The organism is Ruegeria sp. BB6 (assembly GCF_056539385.1).
Genome location: NZ_JBQFUW010000005.1, coordinates 32,677 through 54,769, shown reverse-complemented (window position 1 = coordinate 54,769; position 22,093 = coordinate 32,677). Strand labels below are relative to the sequence as shown.

16 protein-coding genes are annotated in these 22,093 nt (G+C 53.9%); 11 read left to right on the top strand and 5 right to left on the bottom strand.

The genetic code is table 11. The features are described 5' to 3' along the window. The first annotated feature begins 52 nt into the window (after window positions 1-52). The 5 genes from ACR0B7_RS12890 to ACR0B7_RS12870 all read left to right on the top strand — a co-directional run bounded on the left by ACR0B7_RS12890 (window position 53) and on the right by ACR0B7_RS12870 (window position 4,817). The gene (locus ACR0B7_RS12890; protein WP_170485230.1) at window positions 53-1,408 is read left to right on the top strand and encodes an NAD(P)-binding domain-containing protein; all 1,356 of its coding nucleotides are present in this window, start codon (window positions 53-55) and stop codon (window positions 1,406-1,408) included. Next, window positions 1,405-2,307 (top strand): bile acid:sodium symporter family protein, encoded by a 903-nt coding sequence (locus tag ACR0B7_RS12885; protein ID WP_170485232.1) that lies wholly within the window; start codon window positions 1,405-1,407, stop codon window positions 2,305-2,307. Before ACR0B7_RS12890 ends, ACR0B7_RS12885 begins: the two co-directional genes overlap by 4 nt. Continuing rightward, window positions 2,304-3,242, top strand: a complete 939-nt coding sequence (locus ACR0B7_RS12880) for an SDR family oxidoreductase (RefSeq protein ID WP_170570669.1) — start codon at window positions 2,304-2,306, stop codon at window positions 3,240-3,242. Before ACR0B7_RS12885 ends, ACR0B7_RS12880 begins: the two co-directional genes overlap by 4 nt. Continuing rightward, window positions 3,239-4,018, top strand: coding sequence for an SDR family NAD(P)-dependent oxidoreductase (locus tag ACR0B7_RS12875; protein ID WP_170570666.1), 780 nt, complete (start codon window positions 3,239-3,241; stop codon window positions 4,016-4,018). The genes ACR0B7_RS12880 and ACR0B7_RS12875 overlap by 4 nt, the downstream gene beginning before the upstream one ends. 277 nt (window positions 4,019-4,295) lie before the next feature. Then, window positions 4,296-4,817 carry an Arm DNA-binding domain-containing protein gene (locus ACR0B7_RS12870; protein ID WP_480681644.1) on the top strand — a complete coding sequence of 174 codons (522 nt, stop codon included), beginning with the start codon at window positions 4,296-4,298 and terminating at the stop codon, window positions 4,815-4,817. Window positions 4,818-5,028: 211 nt separating this feature from the next. Here the strand turns inward: ACR0B7_RS12870 and ACR0B7_RS12865 are convergent, their stop codons facing one another. The 3 genes from ACR0B7_RS12865 to ACR0B7_RS12855 form a co-directional block, all read right to left on the bottom strand. Beyond that, on the bottom strand, window positions 5,029-6,813 hold the full coding sequence (locus tag ACR0B7_RS12865; protein WP_170486599.1) for a Na/Pi cotransporter family protein: 1,785 nt from the start codon (window positions 6,811-6,813) through the stop codon (window positions 5,029-5,031). A 273-nt stretch (window positions 6,814-7,086) separates the two neighbouring features. After that, a complete protein-coding gene (locus ACR0B7_RS12860; protein WP_480681642.1) occupies window positions 7,087-10,242 on the bottom strand; it encodes an efflux RND transporter permease subunit in 3,156 nt (1,051 codons plus the stop codon). Continuing rightward, complete coding sequence (locus ACR0B7_RS12855) at window positions 10,239-11,354, bottom strand: efflux RND transporter periplasmic adaptor subunit (RefSeq protein ID WP_170486597.1); 1,116 nt, start codon at window positions 11,352-11,354, stop codon at window positions 10,239-10,241. Before ACR0B7_RS12855 ends, ACR0B7_RS12860 begins: the two co-directional genes overlap by 4 nt. Window positions 11,355-11,814: 460 nt before the next feature. On the opposite strand from ACR0B7_RS12855, the gene ACR0B7_RS12850 reads away from it, so the two are divergent. The 6 genes from ACR0B7_RS12850 (at window position 11,815) to ACR0B7_RS12825 (ending at window position 19,946) form a co-directional block, all read left to right on the top strand. After that, window positions 11,815-13,380: an inorganic phosphate transporter gene (locus ACR0B7_RS12850; protein WP_170563881.1), complete on the top strand. Its 1,566-nt coding sequence runs from the start codon at window positions 11,815-11,817 to the stop codon at window positions 13,378-13,380. A gap of 415 nt (window positions 13,381-13,795) precedes the next feature. Beyond that, window positions 13,796-15,490 carry an FAD-dependent oxidoreductase gene (locus ACR0B7_RS12845; RefSeq protein WP_170486453.1) on the top strand — a complete coding sequence of 565 codons (1,695 nt, stop codon included), beginning with the start codon at window positions 13,796-13,798 and terminating at the stop codon, window positions 15,488-15,490. 22 nt (window positions 15,491-15,512) lie between these two features. Then, window positions 15,513-15,923, top strand: coding sequence for a hypothetical protein (locus ACR0B7_RS12840; RefSeq protein WP_170486454.1), 411 nt, complete (start codon window positions 15,513-15,515; stop codon window positions 15,921-15,923). 37 nt (window positions 15,924-15,960) lie between these two features. Beyond that, complete coding sequence (locus ACR0B7_RS12835; protein ID WP_170563884.1) at window positions 15,961-17,205, top strand: glutamate dehydrogenase; 1,245 nt, start codon at window positions 15,961-15,963, stop codon at window positions 17,203-17,205. Next, complete coding sequence (locus ACR0B7_RS12830; protein WP_170486456.1) at window positions 17,205-18,032, top strand: class II glutamine amidotransferase; 828 nt, start codon at window positions 17,205-17,207, stop codon at window positions 18,030-18,032. Before ACR0B7_RS12835 ends, ACR0B7_RS12830 begins: the two co-directional genes overlap by 1 nt. 126 nt (window positions 18,033-18,158) lie before the next feature. After that, complete coding sequence (locus ACR0B7_RS12825; protein WP_170486457.1) at window positions 18,159-19,946, top strand: SLC13 family permease; 1,788 nt, start codon at window positions 18,159-18,161, stop codon at window positions 19,944-19,946. Between the two features lie 133 nt (window positions 19,947-20,079). Here the strand turns inward: ACR0B7_RS12825 and ACR0B7_RS12820 are convergent, their stop codons facing one another. Beyond that, the gene (locus tag ACR0B7_RS12820; protein ID WP_170486458.1) at window positions 20,080-20,574 is read right to left on the bottom strand and encodes a hypothetical protein; all 495 of its coding nucleotides are present in this window, start codon (window positions 20,572-20,574) and stop codon (window positions 20,080-20,082) included. A 201-nt stretch (window positions 20,575-20,775) separates the two neighbouring features. Further along, on the bottom strand, window positions 20,776-22,071 hold the full coding sequence (locus ACR0B7_RS12815; protein WP_170486459.1) for an MFS transporter: 1,296 nt from the start codon (window positions 22,069-22,071) through the stop codon (window positions 20,776-20,778). Window positions 22,072-22,093: the final 22 nt, after the last annotated feature.

Genomic DNA, 22,093 nt, shown 5'->3' with positions numbered 1-22,093 from the left:
CCTTATTTAGAACGATCGTTCAAGGTAAATGACGTCGCAGGAGGAGAGACGCATGGAGCAGGTGCAGTTGGGAGCGGGCCAACCGGTAAAGGTGAAGGCCCGCCCGGAAGATAGTTTTGCACTGATCGGGGCCGGGCCCATGGGTCTTGCGATGGCAAAAACGCTCATCGAGCAGGGCGTGCCGTTTCAAGGATTTGAACTGGCAGATGACGTGGGCGGTCTGTGGAACATTGATGCACCTCGGTCCACGATGTACGAGACCGCCCACCTCATTTCTTCAAAACGCATGACCGAATTCGCAGATTTCCCAATGCTTGAGGAAACGGCTGAATATCCGTCACACCGCGAATTGAAGACCTATTTTCAGGACTTCGCCAACGCGTTCGATTTGTATCAGCACTTCCATTTCGGAGCCGAGGTCCTGAGCACCACGCCGCTGGACAAAGGCGGGTGGGAAGTCCGCTGGCGCGACTCGTCCGGCACCGAGCAGACACAACAATTCGCGGGCGTTCTGATCGCCAACGGTACCCTGTCGGAACCCAACATGCCAGAGTTTGAGGGCACGTTCACCGGCGAGTTCATTCACGCTTCGCACTACCGCTATCCAACCCAATTCGCGGGCAAAAGGGTTCTGGTCATCGGTGCAGGAAACTCGGGCTGTGATATTGCCGTGGATGCGATCCACCACGGCGTTTCCTGCGACATTTCCATGCGTCGCGGATATTACTTTGTTCCGAAATATGTATTCGGCAAACCCGCTGACACAATGGGCGGAAAAATCCGTCTTCCGATGTGGCTGAAGCGCAAGGTGGATAGCGCAATTCTAAAGTGGTTCGTGGGAAACCCTCAGAAATACGGGTTTCCAAAACCGGATTACGAGCTGTACGAATCCCACCCCGTCGTGAATTCGCTTATCCTGTTCCACGCTGGGCATGGCGACCTGACAGTGCGCCCTGACATTGCGCGATTTGAAGGCAAAACCGTCCACTTCCGCGATGGCAGTTCGGCCGAGTACGACATGGTTCTGGCGGCGACCGGCTACAAGCTGCACTACCCATTCATCGACAAATCGCTTCTGAACTGGAAAGGGGACGCGCCGCATCTTTATCTGAACTGCATGCATCCTGAACGGGATGACGTGTTTGTTTTGGGCATGGTCGAGGCGTCCGGGCTGGGCTGGCAGGGCCGACACGAGCAGGCCGAAATGATCGCCAGATATATTGCCGGGCTGCGGTCTGGAAACACGGCAGCACAGGCGATCCGTGCGACCAAGGCCGAAGGGTTTGAACGGGCAACGGGCGGCATGAACTATATCGACCTGCCCCGCATGGCCTACTACGTCGACAAGGCAACCTATCGGCGCGAAGTGACGGGCCAGATCGCAGCTCTCAGGGCGGCGGAAAGATGAAGGGGATCGACCAGGTCGCGCTGAACTTTGACGCGGGCAACCTGAGGCTTTTGAACGCCATCCTTGCCGTTGTCATGTTTTCCATCGCGCTGGACCTTCGGCTTGATGACTTTCGACGGGTAGCGCGGGGGCCCAAACCCCTGATCGTCGGACTGACTTCGCAGTTCATCATTTTGCCGGCCCTGACATTCCTGATGATCGTCGCGTTGAAACCCATGCCCTCTGTCGCGATGGGGCTTATACTTGTCGCGGCCTGTCCCGGTGGGAACATCTCGAATTTCATGACCCATCGCGCAAAGGGCAATGTCGCGCTATCTGTGTCGATGACGGCCTTCGCAACCGTCGCAGCGATCATCGTCACACCGGCAAATATCGCGTTTTGGGGCAACCTCTATGGCCCGACCCGTGAAATCCTGCAACGCACAGAGATCGACCCGGTCGCAGTGGCCATCACCGTGGGGTTCATGCTGATCCTGCCGCTGATCCTTGGAATGATCGTCAATGCACGCTTTACACGGTTCGCCAATCGCATTCGCCGGCCCATGCAGTGGCTGTCTATGGCCATCTTCGTTGCCTTCATCGTCGTGGCGCTTGCCGCGAACTGGGACAACTTCCTTCAGTTTGCCGGGGCGATCGTCGGGCTGGTGATCCTTCACAATGCGTTGGCCTTTCTGGGCGGTTATTTCACCGCCACCGCAGCCGGCCTGTCCGAGCGTGATCGCCGCTCCGTTACGATCGAGACCGGAATTCAGAACTCGGGGCTGGGGCTGATCCTGATCTTCGCCTTCTTCGGCGGCTTGGGTGGTATGGCCGTTGCTGCCGCGCTGTGGGGGATATGGCATGCAATATCAGGGATCGCCCTTGCCGCGTTTTTTGCCAGACGAGAGATACCGCAATGAACCGGATTCTGATCACCGGTGCCGCCGGAACCATCGGAACGGCGTTGCTGCGCCGTCTTGGGCCCCATTCCGATATTGAGGTCATCTCCACCGACATTCGGGAACCGTCCGACCTGCCAGCAAACACGCGGTTCAGAAAGATGGACGTGACGGGAAGCGACCCACAATCCGTTATCGTTGAAGAACGTCCTGACACGATTGTTCACCTTGCCTCGATTGTGACACCCGGGCCGGACTCGACCCGCGAATTGGAATACAGGGTCGATGTCGAAGGCACGCGCAATGTGCTGCACGCGGCCATCGGTGCAGGCACCCAGCGGTTTGTGGTGACGTCATCCGGTGCGGCTTACGGGTATCACCCGGACAACCCCGTTCCACTAAAAGAAACCGATGCGATACGCGGCAATCCCGAATTCGCCTATTCCTGGCACAAACGTTTGGTCGAAGAGATGCTGGCAGAGGCCAGACACACCGCGCCGGATTTGGAACAAGTCGTCCTGCGTGTCGGCACGGTGCTTGGCGCAAACATAGAGAACCAAATCACCGCCCTGTTCCGCAAGCCTCGGCTTTTGGGCCTCACGGGATCGGACAGCCCGTTTGTCTTTATCTGGGACAGGGATCTGGCGGAGATTCTGTTTCGGGCTGCGACTGACAGCCCTGCTGGTATCTTCAACGTTGCCGGAAACGGATCGCTGACCGTTTCACAGATCGCAGCGGCCATGGGAAAGCCGGTTCGATGGTTACAGCCCGGATTGGTCAAAGCAGCCCTGACAGTCGCGCGCCCTCTGGGTCTTTCGCGCTATGGTCCCGAGCAGGTGCGCTTTTTGCTGTATCGCCCTGTTCTGGATAATTCAGCACTTAGGACAGATTTCGGATACGAGCCCGAACTTTCAAGTGCAGAGGCATTTCAACGCTGGTGGGAGGCCGCCCAATGACACAAACCGCAGTGATAACCGGCGGCGCGGGCGGATTGGGCCGAGCCCTGTCCGCGGCGTTGCGCGCGCAAGGGTGGCACACCGTGCTTATTGACCTTCCGGGGCCCGAGCTGGACTCTTTTGCCCGTGTGGACGGCGTCACCACCTTTGCCTGTGACCTGACCCAGCCGGACCAGATCAAGGAGACTTGCGCCCAGGTCATAAAGTCCTGCGCGTCGATTGACCTGGTGATTTACAACGCGGGCGTTTCGCAAATCTCTGCCTTCGCCAAAGGCGACATGGCCTCGCACCGCGATCTGTTCGAGATCAATTATTTTGCAGCGGTTGACTGCGCCAGTCAGTTTCTGCACCCCTTGCGGCAATCTAAAGGAACCCATTTGGCCATATCCTCGGTTGCCGGGTTTGCGCCGCTATTTCATCGCACCGCCTATGCAGCCAGCAAACACGCGCTTGAAGGGTTCTTCAAATCGCTCAGGGCAGAGGAAATCGCACATGGCGTGCGCGTAAGTATCGCCGCGCCTTCTTTCGTGGCCACGAATATCGGGCGGCCGGGTACAGCGCAGCAAGGGTTTGTCCGGCCCGGGTCCGCCACGGACGGCGTTGACTATATGGAACCCGACGATGCAGCGCGCGTTATCCTGCGCGGGCTTGAGCAAGAAAAGCAGTTCATTCCCGTAGGCCGAGTGGCGCGGATCGCGCACATCGTGAACCGGCTCGCTCCGGGTCTGTATTTTTCCCAAATGTTAAAAACGATGACCAAGAGCGGCTCTTCCTGACCAAACAATCGCCACCCAGAAATCGCCAAGCGCTTTGCACAGGCCAAACGGCCCAGCCGGCTCAATAGCCAGGCGTTTATTTTTCACTCGGGCAATCCGAAACAGCACTCAATCGTTTCTTGATTGACAGGTTCCGTCATAGGCACGGCCGAGGCTCGTTCAAAGCGCGGCCTATTTTCAATGGGTTGATGGCGGAGACGAAGTCCGACTAATTGGTGTTTACATATGTTTCTGAGCGTCACTTTTTCTTATATTTTTGTAGTAATTTACAAAGAGTATGTTTCCATCTGTTGCTGTTAGTTTCTGGGCTTTACGATTTTTTGGTGGGTGTTTATGGTGGGTTTCCATTGCCGGAGATCCTCGAACTTTGCCCAAGATAGTTCGCAACCAACTCACCTTTCAACGCGTCAAAAATGAAAAGCGCCCCGGCCGATACGCTGATGGCCGAGGCCTTTATCTAATTGTTTCCGATCATGGATCTCGCTGGTGGCAATGGCGAGGCACGGTGAACGGTCGCCGGCGTGAGATTGGTATGGGTTCAGTCTACACGTTGTCTCTCGCGGACGCACGAGAGAAGGCAGCTGAATGGCATCAAATCGCTCGCTCAGGGAGCGATCCGGCTGAACACCGCGATCGTCAACGCGGAGAAATTGTCAGTTTTGAAGAAGCCTCCCGCCAAGTTTGGGCCGATCAAGTTGACGGTGTCGCCCGAAACGATAAGCATCGAAAACAATGGATCAGTTCCCTCGAAACCTACGCGTTTCCAACTATCGGAACCGCCGAGCTACGGAACCAATGACTTTTGCTGGAAATTCACAAGGTGGCTTTATTCGCAAAGCGGTTACTTGTCGTCGAAGCGGCGATTGTTTTCGTCGCTGAAGAGGCTTTGCTTCAAGAAAGCCTTTGCGCAGCCAAAGTTCAATAAAACCATATGGTTACCTAGGATGGATGTTTAATCCTCCTATACCATAATAACGTGCCGTGTTCGAAAAACCTGCTTCGAAGACTGCTTAGGCCGCTTCAGTGGCGACCTCGACTGGAAGTTGTGTTTTTGCGACGCGCTTTGTCAACGTATACATATGGCGCAATTGCTCGATAAAGGTCATAAGCAGTCGAACACGTTCTAAGTACCGAGGGTCGTCAGCGTTTAGACGCTTGGCATGTCTTTCGAATAGCTGATCTGACAGGTCTCGAATATCGTCCTTGAGCAACAAAACTTCTTGGGCAGAGCGCTCGTCACTATTCCCTACAGCCCGAACTGCAAGTGCAAGGCTTTCCCTTACACAAGTCCACAGCCCCTCTACCATTTCTCGGGTCGTTTGACTGCCTTCGGAATATTCTCCGTCGAAGAATGTTTTGAGGAGTTCAACCATATCAGTTTCGATGATGTCAGCCGCACTCTCGATATCAATAATTGCCGTCACGAGTTTTTGGTGGATTTCACTTTCGCTTTCCGTGAGTGAGCTTTGCCGTATGCGACCGAGATATTTCATGATTTCCGAGGTCAAGATGTCCACTTCATCATCGCGTCTTGCTACATTCTCCAACTCATCCTTCTTGTGATGTACGGCTCCTTCACCTAAAGCATCCATCATTTCCAATGCGATGTGACCGGCTCGCTCGATCTCCCTTCTGACGTTTTCAAGCGCGATTGTGGGTGCTTCCAGCGCTGCGTCATCTAGGAACTCAGGCTGGACAATAATGTCTTCCGGCTCGGGCCGATCCGGGACCAATCTTTCCGCTAGGCGTGCAAAGGCTGTCGTGAAGCCAATAAATATCATCGTATTGAGGACATTGAACATCGTATTGGCGTTCGCGATCTGCCGAGGCACCTCTGCGGCTAATTTGTCTTTACCATCCAGACCTTCTGCCGCCGCAGGTGAAACATTGACGGCAATATCTGCAAGTATGCTTAGGAACGGCAGCCAAATAAGAACACCAGCTATGTTGAATAAAACATGGACAACGGATGCACGGACAGCCTCTACCGGTTTTCCAAGCGCCGCTAGCAATGCCGTAACACAGGTTCCTATGTTTGCCCCCAAGGCTAGAACAATCCCCGCCTGAAGAGACAGAAGACCTTCGCTGGCCATGGCTATTGCGATGCCTACGGTGGCCGCGGAGGACTGGACCAGCCCGGTGAACAAAGCTCCTGCCAGAATTCCGAAAAGTGGCTGTTCCATGCTGGCGAGAATTTCCAAGAAGGGTTCATAGCTGCGCAAAGGCTTCATGCCATCGCTCATCAGGCCCATTCCGTAGAACACAAGGCCAAGGCCCATTATCATCATACCGATGTACTTGGGGCGCTCATTCTTGCTGCCAAAGGTCATGAAAAAGCCAAGCGCGACCGCGATCAAGGAATATGTGGAGAGGTTAAAGGCAAGTAACTGCGCAGTTACGGTGCTACCAATGTTTGCGCCCATGATCACACCGACGGACTGTGCCAGTGTCATAACACCGGCTGTAACGAATCCTACGACCAATACCGTCGTTACAGAGGAAGAATTCAGAACACCGGTGACGAATGCCCCTGTTGCAGCGCCCATAAACCGGTTCACGGTCAACTTCTGAAGAACATTGCGAAGCGTGTTTCCAGCGGCCTTCTTTAACCCTTCAGACAAAAGATCCAACCCTGCCAGAAAGAGCGCCAAGCCACCAAACAATCCCATGCCCAATTGCAGCCAGTCTACTTGCTGCTCTGCCGTTTCCGCTGACTGAGCGTAGGCTGCGCTGAAGCTCAAAAAAGCAAACGCAACAAAAAGGTAAGGCAACAACCGAGTTACCGTTTTCGACATGGATTAACCTCCCGCTGTCAGCTGAACCTCACAGGCCAACATCGACAATTTTAATCTAGAGCTGCTTCCTTCCCAAAGTAGCTAAGCCAAATGCGGTGTTGGGAAAAGTTCTGGTCGATTACTGTTCTAAAAAATGCGGCAACATATTTTGCTGCGCCGGAAATCAACCAATGCTTGCGGCTCACCCTATCCTCCAAGGTTTCCAGGCACCTTTTCACACCTTTGCGGAGCCACAATTGTATTGATCGGAACCTATCCATGTGAACTTTTTTATCAATTCTCAACGGTTTTGGACATTAGATTGGACGAGGCGCGGCGCGAAGGCGCTTCTGATGATGGGCGTTTCAAACCGTAAATTGTGGCATAAAGAGTCGGCACAAGGATCATGGTAAGAATGGTCCCGAAAGACAGGCCCGCCATGATGACCACCGACATTCCAACCCAAAAGACATCTTGAAGCAACGGCACCACGCCAAGAACGGTAGTAGCCGCCGCCAGTACAACGGGGCGAAGGCGTGACACCGCCGCTTCAATAGTGGCGTCGTAGCGGTCCAGCCCACGCTCGATTCCGGCTCCGACCTCGTCGATCAAGACAAGCGCGTTCTTCACCATCATCCCCGCGAGGCTCATCGCTGCAAGCAATGCGACAAACCCGAATGGTACCCCGGTAACAAGCAGACCGAAGATCACGCCAATTAGCGCAAAGGGAATCGTCAGCAAGATCACGATTGGCGGCCGCAAATCGTTGAAAAGTGCGACCATCAGGAACACCATGATTGCCACTGCCGGGATAATACCCGGAACCAGCGAAGACTGACTTTTCACGCTGTTTTCCCGTTCTCCACCCCATTCAATTCGGTAGCCAGGCGGCAACTTGATCTCCTCTAATGCGATTACGACGTCGTCGTAAAGCGTCGGCAGAGTTGAACCGAGCGCTGGGGTCGCCTGAACAGTCAGTGTACGGCGTCGGTCGTATCTGGCGATTACCGCTTCCTGAGGCCTCAACGCAATTCCGTCCACAACTTGTTGGACGGGCACCTGGACTGTACCGGCTGAAGAACTGACACCAACCGAATCAAGATTGCCGGTTTGAGCACGCTCTTCATACACGTTTCTCATCACAATCGGCACAAGGTCGTCATCGTCACGGAAAAGACCAATCACTTGACCTTCGTATGTCCGTTTGATCGCACGCGCGACATCGTCACGTGTGATACCGGCCCAGCTTGCTCGTGATTGGTTGAAGTCGGGTTGCACCTCGATCATGCGTTGACGCCAGTCGGTCTGCATGAGGCCAACAAACGGGCTGGCGGAAACTACTGTTAGCACCTCTTCGCCAAGTTCACGAAGGATTTTCGGATCCGCGTTTCCCGGTCCGCTAATTCGAAGTTCGAACTTCCAGGTATCCCCTGGCCCTACCGTAAATTTACGAATGGGTATTAGTGCATCCGGATAGAAGCTGTCCAGTAGCGGAGAAATGTCAGAGATTAGCGAGTCAATTTCCCGGAAATCATGAACATTGACCACCAGCTGGCCATAGGCGGGATTAGCAGGTTCAGGCTCAACGGGCAGATAGAACCTCGGTGGACCAGAACCAATGAAAGAGGCAACGTCTTTTACTCGTTCATCCGATCGTAGCTGTGCCTCAATCTCTTTCATATCGCTAGCGACCGTTTCGATGCGGGTGCCTTCAGGCATCCAGTAGTCAATCATAAACTTGGTCATTGCCGAGTCGGGAAAGAATAGCTTGTTTACCGCCCCAAAGGAGGACAAGGACGACATCAGTAGCAATACCGCGAGTGAGATCGTGGCAAACCGCATCCGGATAGCAAGATGCAGCACGTTTCGGAAATGGTTGTAAAGCTTTCCCTCGTATTGGTTCCCCTCGTTTCTGTCTGCAGTAGTCTTCAGGATGGTCATGCATTGAAGTGGTGTAACAGTTACTGACAAAACCCACGACGCAAGCAGCGATACAGCCACAACGGAGAACAACGTAGCACAGTACTCGCCGGCATTCTCCTCGGACGCAAAGATCGGATAGAATGCCATCACCGCGATGACAGTTGCACCAAGAAGGGGCAAAGAAGGCTTGCTGGCTGCTTCAATGGCTGCATCACGTGGCTTTTGGCCCTGTGAGACGCGAACAGCGTAGCCGTCCGCTACAACAATCGCATTATCGACCATCATTCCTAGTGCGACTACCAGCGCGCCCAGTGACATCCGCTGAAGGTCGATCCCCAAAACGCTCATCATTAAGAACGTTGCCATAACTGTCAGAACAAGTGCGGTCCCGATGACTACGCCCATACGCCAACCCATCGGTAATGTAAGCACCAATAGGACGATAGCTATTGCCTGAAACAAGCTCACAAAGAAACCTTGGACAGAGGCGTCCACATCGTCTGACTGCCAATGAACCTTTTGCGCCTCAAGTCCGACGGGTAAGTCCTGCTGAAGTTCAGCAAGTCGCGCATCCACACGTTTTCCAACATCTACTACGTTTTCGCCTGGGCGATTAGTGATTGCGATCCCCACACCCGGAAGACCGTTAAACCGCAGAAGTTGAGTAGGCGGATCTTGGTACCCTTCTACAATATCCCCAATGTCGCGAAGACGCAGCACTTCGTCGCCAGATCCAACTAGATCGCCAAAGGCAGCGCTTCTTCGGATCACGTCTATAGAACTTGGGCGAATTATGAGATCCTCAATGTCAGCGGCACTTGCGATTTCTCCCGTTGGGGCGACGCGTAGCGCGCGATTGGGTAGAAAGACCCGACCTCCATCAACCACTGCATTCTGGTTCGCTATTGATTGTGCAATGGTCACGTCCGACAAGCCGAGGTCTTTAAAGCGGTTCGCCGAAACTTCAAGATACACCCTCCGTTCTCGTACTCCCCAGAGATCTACGCGGGCGACACCATCTACCAGACTCAGCTCCCGTTTAATGTCGTCGGCGTACCGTTCTAGTTGCGCGGGTGAAAAGCCGTCGCCCGTCAACGCCAGCAAAAGGCCAAAAACATCCCCAAAATCATCAATGACTATCGGCTCACCAGCCCCGGGAGGAAGACTCCGAGCAGCCTCGCTGGTGCGTGAACGCACTTTGTCCCATATCTGCGGTAGTTCGTCAGTGCTGTAGCTTGCCTTAATGTTCACCTTTATGCGCGAGTGGCCTGCGCGCGAGAAACTCTCAATAGAATCCAGCTCTTTTAACTTTTGCAGTTCGAGTTCGATTACTTCAGTTACTTCGTGCTCAACCTCTTGTGGAGAAGCACCTGGGTAGACGGTCGAAACTACTGCAGTTTTGATAGTGAATTCTGGATCTTCGAGTTGGCCCAATGAAAAAAATGCTGCGACGCCGCCAACTAATATGAGCGCCGCCGCGAACCAAGTGACCGTACTGTTGTCAATCGCCGCTCTTTGCAAGCTCATTTCTCATCACCTTCTGCGGTGTTCAAAATTTTGACTACTTGGTTCTCCTTAAGGCTATGCGTTCCTGCCGTGACGATCCAATCTCCGTCAGAAAGCCCGCTCGTGACTTCTGTTCCGGTGGAAAGCAGCTGGCCAACTTGGACAGGTCGTAAAGTTACTTCGCCAGAATACTCGTTAATTACCCATACCGACATTTGGTCGCCCCCCGGCTGCAGCGGTCGAAGGGAACTAGCCGGTACAATAACACCGGATGCCCGGTTTGGTTCCGTTACCTTGCTCGCTCGGGCGCTGCCTGACATGCCGGGCAGGATCGTGGACTGATCTGCTTGCTGCATGACAATAGTGACCGGGTATGTGCGAGTTGTTTGAGAGGCTTCTGAACCGATTTCTGAAACCACTGCGACCAATTCAACATCAGGAAACGCGTCGAAACTAACCATTAACTCTTCAACGAGTGGCACCAACGCAATTTGGGTTTCTGGAATGTCGATAATCATTTCAACGTAAGAGGCATCGAGCAAGCGGATAATCGGCTTTTGTGCTGCGATTTCCTCGAAGTCTTCAGCGTAAGCCGCGACCACTCGGCCTGCGTATGGTGCTTTTAGCACAGTATAAGATAGATCGATCCGTGCGCGCTCCAAGGCGGAACTCACCGAACTAACCCGTGCGGCAGCTGTATCGCGTTCGGCACGCGACACATCTCCGCGCGCTGCACTATACGTCCCACTCTCAACAAGTTTCGAAACGCGGTTAAACTGCTCGTCTTTTGCAAAAAAGTCGGCTCTCGCGGCCTCCAAGTCGGCTTCGAGACGTGCAACATCGGCTTGAAAAGGCTCAGGGTTTAGAACGGCTATTACATCGCCTTCTTGAACCTCGTCCCCGATACTCACTTTCCTTTGGCTAATTGTACCGGGAACCCTAAACGCAAGAGACACTTCTCTAGAAGCGCGCGCTCGGCCGGGAAAACTTCTTTGCCCAAGAAAATCCGTCTCGCCGACCTGCATTGCAAGGACGGGCCTAGGCTCAGGCGCAACATTTACTACTTCTTCTTCCCAGCAACCGGCTAGGCTGGAAACAGTGACTATTCCCGCGACCAAAGCTATCCGCGTCATAGGACCTCCCGTCTTCTGAAATCCATAAGCCAAAATGGATGATATGCCTTAACGGCCTGTCTCGCTGTAGTTTTTTGCTGTTGGAAGCTACCATTTCACGACAAAACGACCCCAAGCATAGGCTGGTCAGAAGAACATCGGTTGAGGTTGGAGGATGGTTTTCTTAGCCTGATTCGATGATGAAACGTTTGCCTTTCACTTGTTTCAAACCGAGGCCCGGGATCACTCGCGTGGCAAAAATGAGTATCGATCGGTTGTTACTATCACTTCGAAAATCGAAAGACTTTTTGCAAAATCGTGGCATCGATACAATTCGTGCGAATGTTTGCCATAGATGGAACCGTTTCTACCCAAGCACGCATCGGAGCATTGCGAGTTTACTGGCTTTGCTCAAACTGGTTCGAATTTGCCTGACACTAAACTTTGAACTGATGTGCTACATGAGACCGATGGACCAAACATGTTGAGAACTGAAAGAGTAGAAAAGGCAGTTCGCCTAAACCGCGAAGAACTTTTCCGGTTTGGAACGGCTCTGCTCTTCATCGTCGGCATCATGCTGGTAGCAATGGCCAGATCGGAAGGCGGAACAGACGGAGTGCTCTTGATCGTCGCCGCAATGATCGGTGGATACATGGCTATGAACATTGGCGCGAACGACGTGGCGAACAATGTTGGCCCCGCCGTCGGGTCTCAGGCAATTACTTTGACCGGCGCTATCCTGATTGCGGCTTTCTTCGAAGCCGGCGGCGCCATGATTGCGGGGGGCGATGTTGTCGGCACAATAAAAAAAGGCATAATCGATCCGGACTTGGTGGCGGACCGAGACACATTCATCTGGCTGATGACAGCGGCTCTGCTCGCAGCAGCGGTGTGGCTGAACTTCGCCACAGCTGTCGGTGCCCCGGTTTCCACAACGCATTCAATCGTCGGTGGCGTCCTTGGGGCTGGGATAGCTGCGGCCGGTTGGAGCATAGCGGACTGGTATCAGGTTGGGATGATCGCAGCGAGCTGGATAATTTCTCCCGTCCTTGGAGGAGTTATTGCGGCAACTTTCCTTTACATCATCAAGCGCACAATAACCTATAAATCGGATGTATTGACTGCAGCCAACCGAATGGTGCCATTCCTTGTTGCCGTTATGGCGTGGGCCTTCGGCACGTATCTTATGCTCAAAGGTGTGAAGAAGTTGGTGAAGGTTGACTTCCCCACAGCGCTGGTGATTGGCCTGTTGCTTGCGATCGTCGTTTACTTTCTTATTCGTCCGTATGTCGCAAACACGACAAAGCGTCTGGAAAACAAAAAATCAAGCGTGAACGATCTCTTCACCGTTCCTCTAATCTTTGCAGCAGCACTCCTGAGTTTTGCTCATGGTGCCAACGACGTCGCTAATGCAGTGGGCCCGCTAGCCGGTATCAACGAAGCGATCGCCGCCGGTGCCGTGGCCACGAAAGCCTCTATTCCGATATGGGTAATGGCGGTTGGAGCCATAGGCATTTCTCTCGGTCTCGCGCTTTATGGACCCAAATTGATCCGAACCGTAGGAAGCGAGATCACCGAACTTGATAAAATGCGCGCATATTGCATCGCGATGGCGGCGGCGATTACGGTTATTGTCGCCTCGCAGCTGGGGTTACCAGTCAGTTCCACCCATATCGCTGTGGGGGGTGTATTCGGTGTCGGATTCTTGCGCGAATACATCAAGTCCAGCTACGCCCGCATGTTGGACGAAATTAGAGAGCACCACGCGGACCATGACCCAGAAGCGGTTGAAGCATTCCTCGAGAGATTTGAAGCTGCTGACGTCACGACTAAGGGCGAGATATTGCGTGATATGAAGGCACAGGCTTCATCCGACCGTGTTTTGGCTAAGAAAGAACGAAAAGCTCTCGGCAGGGTGCATCGGATCGAATTGGTCAAGCGAAACCTATTGCTCCGAATTGCAGCTGCGTGGGTTATAACGGTCCCTTTGGCAGGCACTCTTGCAGCCATGTTCTTTTTCATGATCCGCGGAATGTTGCTGCCTTAGATGGCCGGACATGACTTTAAACGTGCCGCGGCGCGAATACGAAAATCATCGGATGTACAAAGCAGTAGACACGGCGATTGTCGAAATAGCTTCTTAAGTAGGTTTCCGAAGCAATTTACCGCCCCTAAATTGGCGATCGCTCAAGCTCGATGCTTCTGCATTCTAAATTGTTGCCGTCAAGCTTTAGCAAAGGTCTTGGATCCAACCATCGCGTCAATATCCATTCAGATAAGTCGTGGCGACTTTGGACACGAAATCGTCTTTGGAATGACTTGCTCAAATAACCATATCGCGTCCACGCAAGGAGCTATTAGCGTGTGCCATCCATGATCTGAATCAATACCCAATTTTGCCGGTTTGAATATCCTCAACAGGTTCGTGCCGCGCCAGGACACACTCGATAGGGAGAGGTTCTATGAAAGTTGCTATCATTGGTGGAGTCGCAGGCGGAGCATCTTGTGCAGCAAGGCTCAGGAGGCTTGATGAAAATGCCGAGATCATCCTGGTCGAACGCGGGCCTTACATGTCCTACGCGAATTGCGGCCTGCCCTACCACGTCGGCGGGGTTATCCAGGACGAGGCTGAATTGCTGGTCGCGAGCGCAGAGCTGTTTCGGGAGCAATTTAATATCGACGCACGCGTGAATTGCGAGGCTATTTCAGTAGACGCCGCTGCAAAGACCGTCGATCTTCGTGATCTCACGATGGGTGACGTAACCACGGTTTCTTACGATAAGCTTGTGCTTTCTCCGGGTGCCAAATCCGTAAGGCCGCCGATCCCGGGGATCGATTTGCCTGGTATCTTCGAGGTAAGGACGGTTCCGGATACACGGGTTATTCGACAATGGATCGAAAAGGGCTCGCCCTTCCTTTCAGGTATGCACAAATATTCTGGTTTTCAGACCGCACGCCCGAAGACTCGGGCGGTCGTTGTCGGAGGAGGCTTCATCGGACTGGAAACGGCTGAAAATCTCGTTCACCGCGACTTAGACGTGACTGTTGTCGAAATGGCCGATCAGATTCTCATGCCGCTCGACCGCGAGATGGCGCTGATCGCTGAAAAACACCTTGAGCGCCACGGTGTTCGACTTGTGCTAGGAGATGGCGTGGCAAGCTTCTCGCCAGCGCAACATGGCGGTCTTGATGTCACTACCCAGTCCGGTTCAGTGTACTCTGCCGACATCGTCATCGTGTCTCTAGGGGTCAAGCCCGATACTATGCTGGCCAAGTCCGCTGGCGTCGATATTGGTGAGCGCGGAGGTATAAGAACAGACGACCGGATGGTCACATCGGATCCCGACATCCTTGCTGTGGGCGACGCCGTGGAGGTCAGAGATTTTGTTACCGGGGAATGGAGCCTCATCGCGCTCGCTGGACCAGCCAACCGCCAGGGACGCATCGCTGCGGACGTAATCGCAGGACGCGATGCGCGATTTCGGGGAACGCAGGGAACTTCTGTGATTGGTCTCTTTGACGGTACTGCAGCTTGGACAGGGCAGAGCGAAAAGGCCCTGAAGCGACGGGGGGACGATGATTACGAGAAGATCTATATCTACCCCAACTCGCACGCCGGTTACTACCCAGGTGCTCGTCCGATCGCGATGAAAGTACTGTTTCGCAAATCCAACCGGAAACTGCTTGGCGCTCAAGCGCTGGGGCTTGACGGTGTGGACAAGCGTATCAGTACGCTGGCCTTTGCGCTGCAGATGGGCGCTACGATTGATGATCTGGCCGAGGCCGAGCTCTGCTACGCCCCGCCATATGGAAGCGCAAAGGACCCAGTCAACTTCGCGGGAATGGTGGCGGCTGACGTCCTGAGTGGCGACATGCCAATTCGCCACTGGGACAACGCGGAGGAAGGGTTTCTACTTGACGTTCGAGAATTGCCCGAATTGGCGGTCGAGTGCGTGGAAGGCGTTAAGCACATTCCGCTCGGGCAACTGAGAGGCCGAGTGGACGAGTTGCCAAAAGATCGGGAGATCCTGGTGGTATGTCGGTCTGGTCAGAGGGCTTACTACGCCACTCGTATGCTTCTGCAAATGGGCCTTAAGGCCAGCGTGGTGTCTGGAGGTATGCTCTCGCATTTCCAAAATGGCGTTTTGGATGCGTAGGCAAAGATAGGTTTATTGGGCGATGAGTCTTGAGGAAGCGGCACAGCGGGGAATTGAGAACCTTTTCGAGCGCCCGGAGGGTCCACTAGCGTTTCGCATTGTTTTGCAACCAATTGCAGCCGCGGTGCTAGGGGTTCGAGATGGACTTCGGGACGCTCGTAGCGGCGCACAGCCGTACGGATTAGCACTTTCGCTGAAGACCAGCCATCGGCGCGAGGCATGGCGTGGTGGATTCATTGCGACTGCACGTGTCATGATTGTTGCGTTGCTTATTGATGTCGCATACCAGCTCTGGTTTTTGCAGGCGCTTTACCCGGGTGAGGCGCTGGTAGTTGCTTTTGTGATTGGCTTCCTGCCGTACCTGCTCGTACGCGGCCCTGCATCGCGTATTGCCCGAATTTTTAATACCCCGGCTGACGATCCGCCAGAGTAGCGGTCGGATCGCGATGCTTTCATGGAGGAGAAAGAACATGCTTGCCGAAAGCCACTTCTATTTCAACAAGGCGGCCGATGTGCTCGGTCTTCCGGAGAAGGTTCGTACTATTCTCCTGACACCGTACCGGTCGGTAAAGGTCGACATCGCAATCGAAGGTACGGATGGCGAGTTGCACAGTTACGAGGGATACCGCGTACAGCACAACACAGCCCGTGGTCCGATGAAAGGTGGTCTGCGATTTCATCCCGAGATGGATGAGGATCATGCCGGTGCGCTGGCTAATTTAATGACTTGGAAGACTGCCGTTGTCGACGTTCCATTCGGCGGCGCCAAAGGTGGTATTAATTGTGACCCGCATGAACTTTCAAAAAAAGACCTTCACGCTATCACTACCGTTTTTGTAGAGCGTATGAAGGACGTGATAGGACCGACTACCGACATTCCAGCCCCGGACGTGAACACCAATGCCGAGATAATGGGGTGGATAATGCACGAGTATTCGAAGTACGCGGGGTTTTCTCCGGCCATCGTGACGGGAAAGCCGCTGGATCTTTTTGGCTCAGAGGGCCGTGCCGCAGCAACTGGGCGTGGTGTCATGGATGTGCTCGCCTCCGCACTCGAGGAGAAAGGCAAAGGCTTCTCCGATGTGACGGTTGCAGTACAGGGTTTCGGAAACGTGGGTAGCAATGCCGCTCTACTTATCGCTGAGCGGGGCGCAAAGATCGTCGCAGTGGCCGATCATACCGGCGGCGTCGCCAATGAGGACGGGCTCAATGTCACTGACTTGGCAGAGTGGGTTGCCAAACACCGCGGTGTCAAAGGGTTTCCGGGCGGAGATGCATTTGACGGGTCAGAAGTCATAACTTGGGATGTCGACGTTCTCGTGCCAGCGGCACTCGAAAACGCAATCCACGAGGGCAATGCAAACGACATTAAAGCCAGCATCATCGTAGAAGGTGCCAATGCACCAACAACTCCGGAAGCCGACAAGACTCTGGTGGACCGCGGTGTGCTCATTGTGCCGGACATCCTTGCAAACGCCGGCGGAGTGACGGTGAGCTACTTTGAATGGGCCCAGAACATCCAGCAGTTCCGCTGGGATGAAGAACGCGTGAACCTGGAACTGGATAAGAAGATGAAGCTTGCTTACCAAGCCGTGCGCGAGACTGCGGATGAATACAATATCGACCTGCGGACTGCGGCATTCGTACTCGCTATTCGACGAGTTGGGCGAGCTGCGCTGTCACGGGTCCATATTGAAACGGAACTTCCGTTCTGATGTGCCGCTGGTTCGCCTACATTGGATCGCCAGTTCCGATCGAAACCTTCCTGCTTCAGCCTGGGCATTCACTTATCGACCAAAGCCTGAACGCGCGCATGGGTGTTTTGACCACCAACGGCGACGGTTTCGGATTGGGCTGGTACAACGACATCGGTGGTCCTGGGCTATACCGATCCACCGCTCCGGCTTGGAACGATCAGAATCTTCGCGAATTAGCTACGCATGTTACGTCCCATGCGTTCTTTGCGCATATCCGCGCCTCGACCGGGACGCCTATACAGCAGACAAATTGCCACCCTTTCCGGCACGGTCGTTGGCTCTGGATGCACAACGGCGTGATACGTGATTTCGAACGAATGCACCGTGATCTAGTCATAGAAGTAGATCCGAAGCTCTTTAACAACATTCAGGGATCAACGGACTCAGAGGTTATGTTCTACCTGGCCTTGACTATGGGCTTAACCGAAAACCCTATAGCAGCGGTAGAGCGTATGGCTGGCATCGTAGAGCAGATCGCCGAACGAAACGGTGTTGAAAACCCACTTAAGATGAGTCTCGCAGTTTCAGATGGCGAACGATTATGGGCATTTCGTTATGCTTCTGGTGGCGATGCACCATCGCTATTCCATACGACAGACGTTGAGACACTCCGAATTTTGTATCCGGACAACCCGCGCCTTGAGGAAGTATCTGAATCTTCGCGCATGATCGTATCGGAGCCGCTCACAGAGTTTACTGGAGTCTGGAACGAGATCGAAGAGTCGAGTTGCTGTATCGTTCAAGGTACATACATTTCACCTCGCTCATTTGAGCCGTGTCGATGATGTTGCTCCGAGACACAGTCAGAGTTCTGCAGTCGTAGGGCCGGCTTGTAGTCACCGATCAGCCCCGATTTGGCGAGCCAACCGATGTCCGTCAAACGGCGGTAACAAGTCAATGAAAGGAAAAGAATGATACTCACCTTCGCCATTCTCGGCATCACTATTGTGCTGTTCGTATGGGGACGTTGGGCACCCGATCTTGTTGCTGTTCTGTCGCTACTCTCCCTGGCACTGTTTGGCGTGATAGAAACAAGAGACGCGCTCGCCGGATTCGGCAATTCGACGGTTGTGATGATTGCGGCCCTGTTTGTAGTGAGCGAAGCGTTGTCCAAAACCGGCGTCACCGGATGGGGAGGTGAAAAGCTGATCGCTGTCGCCCACGGCTCTACCTCCCGGCTGCTTGTCGTCGTGATGATCGGTACCGCGGTTCTGTCAGCCTTCATCAGCAACACAGGCACGGTTGCAACGCTTTTGCCGGCAGTTGTCGCGGCAGCTTGGGCTGCCAATACCACGCCATCGAAATTCCTTATACCACTTGCTTTTGCTGCCAATACGGGCGGTTTGCTAACCCTAACCGGTACGCCGCCGAACATCGTCGTCACCCAAGCTCTTCAGGACCAGGGCTTGCGCGCTTTTAACTTTTTCGAGTTCGCACTTGTGGGTGGTCCCCTGTTGGTCGTAGCCGTTGCCTACATGGTGCTGATTGGGCGCCGGCTGTTGCCCGTACAATCTAACGAGCAACGCCCTATCGATGCCGCGGCCCACCTTGCCGAGCTGACCCAAGCCTATGCGCTTCAGGAAAACCAGTTCCGGCTGCGCATCCGGGCGGGCTCTAGTTTGATAGGAAAGTTACCCACCGAAGCCGCGCTCGGGCCGACTTATGGCGCGCCGGTTCTGCGGATTGAAGGGCGGCCTTTCGCGCTGAACGACCCGCTTCGCGAGGGCGACGTACTCGTCCTGCGCACATCTGCTGACAATGTGGACAAGCTTACAACGGACTTAGGTCTGGCGCTTGTGCCGCCAGCCGAGACACCGGATACGGTCGCATCCAAAGAAATCGGACTGGCCGAGGTACTTCTGACCCCTAGGTCTGACTACCTGGGTCGGCCAGTTCAAATCGGAACGATTGGAGAGCGTTACGCGGTACAGATTCTGGCTGTACTTCGGCAAGGCGCACCTCTCCAAGAACACCCTGTGACATTAGAGGTGGGCGATTCTCTACTGGTGCGCGGCAGCTGGGACGCCATTTGCGAGCTAAAGGCAGAACGGAGAAACTTCGTGGTCGTCGGTGCACCAGAAGCGATGGCAAAAGAAGTCTCTGGCTTGCGTCCGCGTGCCAGTATGGCAATCGCGGCACTGGTTGGCATGGTAGTGCTCATGGTTACAGGCCTTGTACCAACAGTTCTTGCCGCGCTGATGGCCGCAGCTGCAACTATCCTTGGCGGCTGCCTGACCACGCGCGAGGCCTACAGAGCGATTAGCTGGTCAAGCGTTGTTCTGATTGCAGCAATGATCCCGATGGGTAAGGCCCTGGAAATCACAGGCGGTGCAGCGCTCATTGCCGAGTGGCTGGTGACCACGTTGGGAACAGTGTCTCCACTGGCGCTCATGGCCGGTGTGTTCATACTGACCACCGCGTTCAGCCAAGTTATCAACAACACCGCCACCGCTGTTTTGGTATCCCCGATCGTGCTTCAGGCGGCAACCAGTCTCGGCGTATCGCCGCATCCGCTCCTGATGATTGTCGCCATTAGCGCATCGACAGCGTTCCTGACTCCTATTGGGACGACCACAAATATCCTTGTCTTTTCGCCGGGCGGATATCGTTTTTTTGACTATGCGAAGGTCGGTTTTCCGCTGATGCTGCTCTTTCTTGCCGTCAGCCTTGTACTCGTGCCATTGATCTGGCCTTTGTGAGGCCGGCAAGCTAATTTGCCAGTCTAGCTCGCACGTTTATGACTGACCTGTGTTTCACCGACGCGACGGTTTCTAGGGCGGGGCATAATAGTCTCTGGGCCGATCCGTCGTTCGTTTCGAAGCGACGCAAGTTTCAGTCGTTGGTGAACTCAACAAAGAAGCTCTGGCCCGCTTCAAGAGAATAGTGCAATCCAGACTCCACGACCCTGGCAACGAGTGTCACGCAATTTGCGTTTACAAGCTGAACGTCTTTTTTATCAATAAGTGGCAGGAAGCCTCCAGCTGTTCCTTCATAGTACCCGACAAAGTCATCCAAGTTATTAAGTCCGTAAACATCGCCCATTATCTGCACGGTGCTGGATCCTGTTTCTCCGAATTTCAACCCACGTACCGAAAACTCAAACTCCTGACCATTGTTAAGAGTAAGGATGCCTTCTCCCCATCGGAATGCAACGAAGAGTCCTCGCTTTTGACCATCCAATGTGAACGTTCCTGATTTCACGGGGTTTTCTGGGCATTCGGTATCTATAGTCTGCGCGAAAGAAGGAGCGATGGGTATGCACATCAACCATCCTGCAAATAGTGTTTTGGAGAAGGACATCACCAAAGTGCTCTTTTTGCGTTGCATTTTTTGCTCCTCCTACTTCGAGTTCCTGAATTTGACGTGACTTGCTTTAGGAAAACGTTTTCAAGCATTGACCTGCACTGGTCTCACTTCCGGTTGCCTGGCGGAGGGCCACATAAAGGCAGCGGGGCGTAGTCGGATCACACAATATAAGACATGCTCTGCCAAAGCTCACAAAGCTGCGGCAAGCGTAGTTACAGAGTTTCATCCCTCCTCCTTTGCGCCTAGAGTTGGATCAGTAGTCTGCTTTCGCTTCTGCTCTGGTTTCATTTCGACGCTTGTTGCGGTGCCGGGAACATGCGTAACCTGAGCGGCCCGCGGCACACGATCGCGGCGTTGCATTCGCCAAACGACGAAGAGTGAGAAAGCGAACGCAATCACGAAGCACATGAGAAATAAATTTCCGTCGCCTAACAACTGGCTCACGATTGCCGCCAGAATCGGGCCAGTCACTCCACCGAGCGTCCAGACGAAGAGTAGCGTAACTGCGGCAGAGGGGACGTAGACAGGCACAGTCCGATCCATCCCATGCGCGACTAGCAATGAATAAGTAGGGAGTAGCATGCCACCCATCAGGAAAACCAGAGCGAACCCAAAGAGCTGCCAACCTACACCGTAGCTACCCTTGGCAGCTGCTGCGTCACCCTTGCCCAAAACGACAAACAGGAACAGGATTGCGGCAGTTAAGCCCGCGACGACGGCAACTATTATCCGCCGATCCATTTGGTCCGAGGCTCTGCCCAGTGGAAACTGGAAGAAAATTCGGCCTGCATAGGCCAGCCCAATTCCAATTGCGATTGTCGAAGGATCGAGTCCCAGCACACTGGCGCGAAATGGAACAACGGTTAACATAACGGTAACAATGAGACCGTTCACAAAAACTCCGACGAAGGCGGTGGGTGACTCGCCGAAGACTTCGCGAAGCCTGACATTTGCTTTTCCCCCAGAGTCGACCGGGTTGGTCCGAGTTGTTGCAAGCACGATGATCGCGATGCAGTAGAACATCGATACGAAAACAAAGGCTTCTGATAGCTCACCTGATTGGCGAATTACAAATCCCTGACTTAGGACAGAAACAATGCCAAGAACTGTTGCGTAGACTGCAAGTATACGTCCTCGGTTTTTCGGTCCAGCCGTATCATTGATCCAAGCATCTCCAATCGCGTAAAGACCTGCCGTTGCGAGTCCAGTAGTGAACCGTACCATTACCATCACGACTGGTTCCTGGGTGCTCGACAGAAATAGTGTGAAGAGTGCGCAGACGGCCGCTGCCGCTGCGAACGCTCTGATGTGTCCTATCCGCGCGAGAGGCTTGGCAATGTAGAAGCAACCGATCATAAAGCCAAGTGAATAAGCTGCAGCGACAATAGAAGCGGCTTCCTGTGTTCCTCCGATCGCCGCGATTTGAAGAGGAACAAGTGTTCCGAGCGCTGCGGTGGCAAGTTGAATTGCCCCAACAGATACAAATAGAGCACGTAACGACAGGACTTGGGCGTTCACTTTCAATCTCCCGGTTTATGTG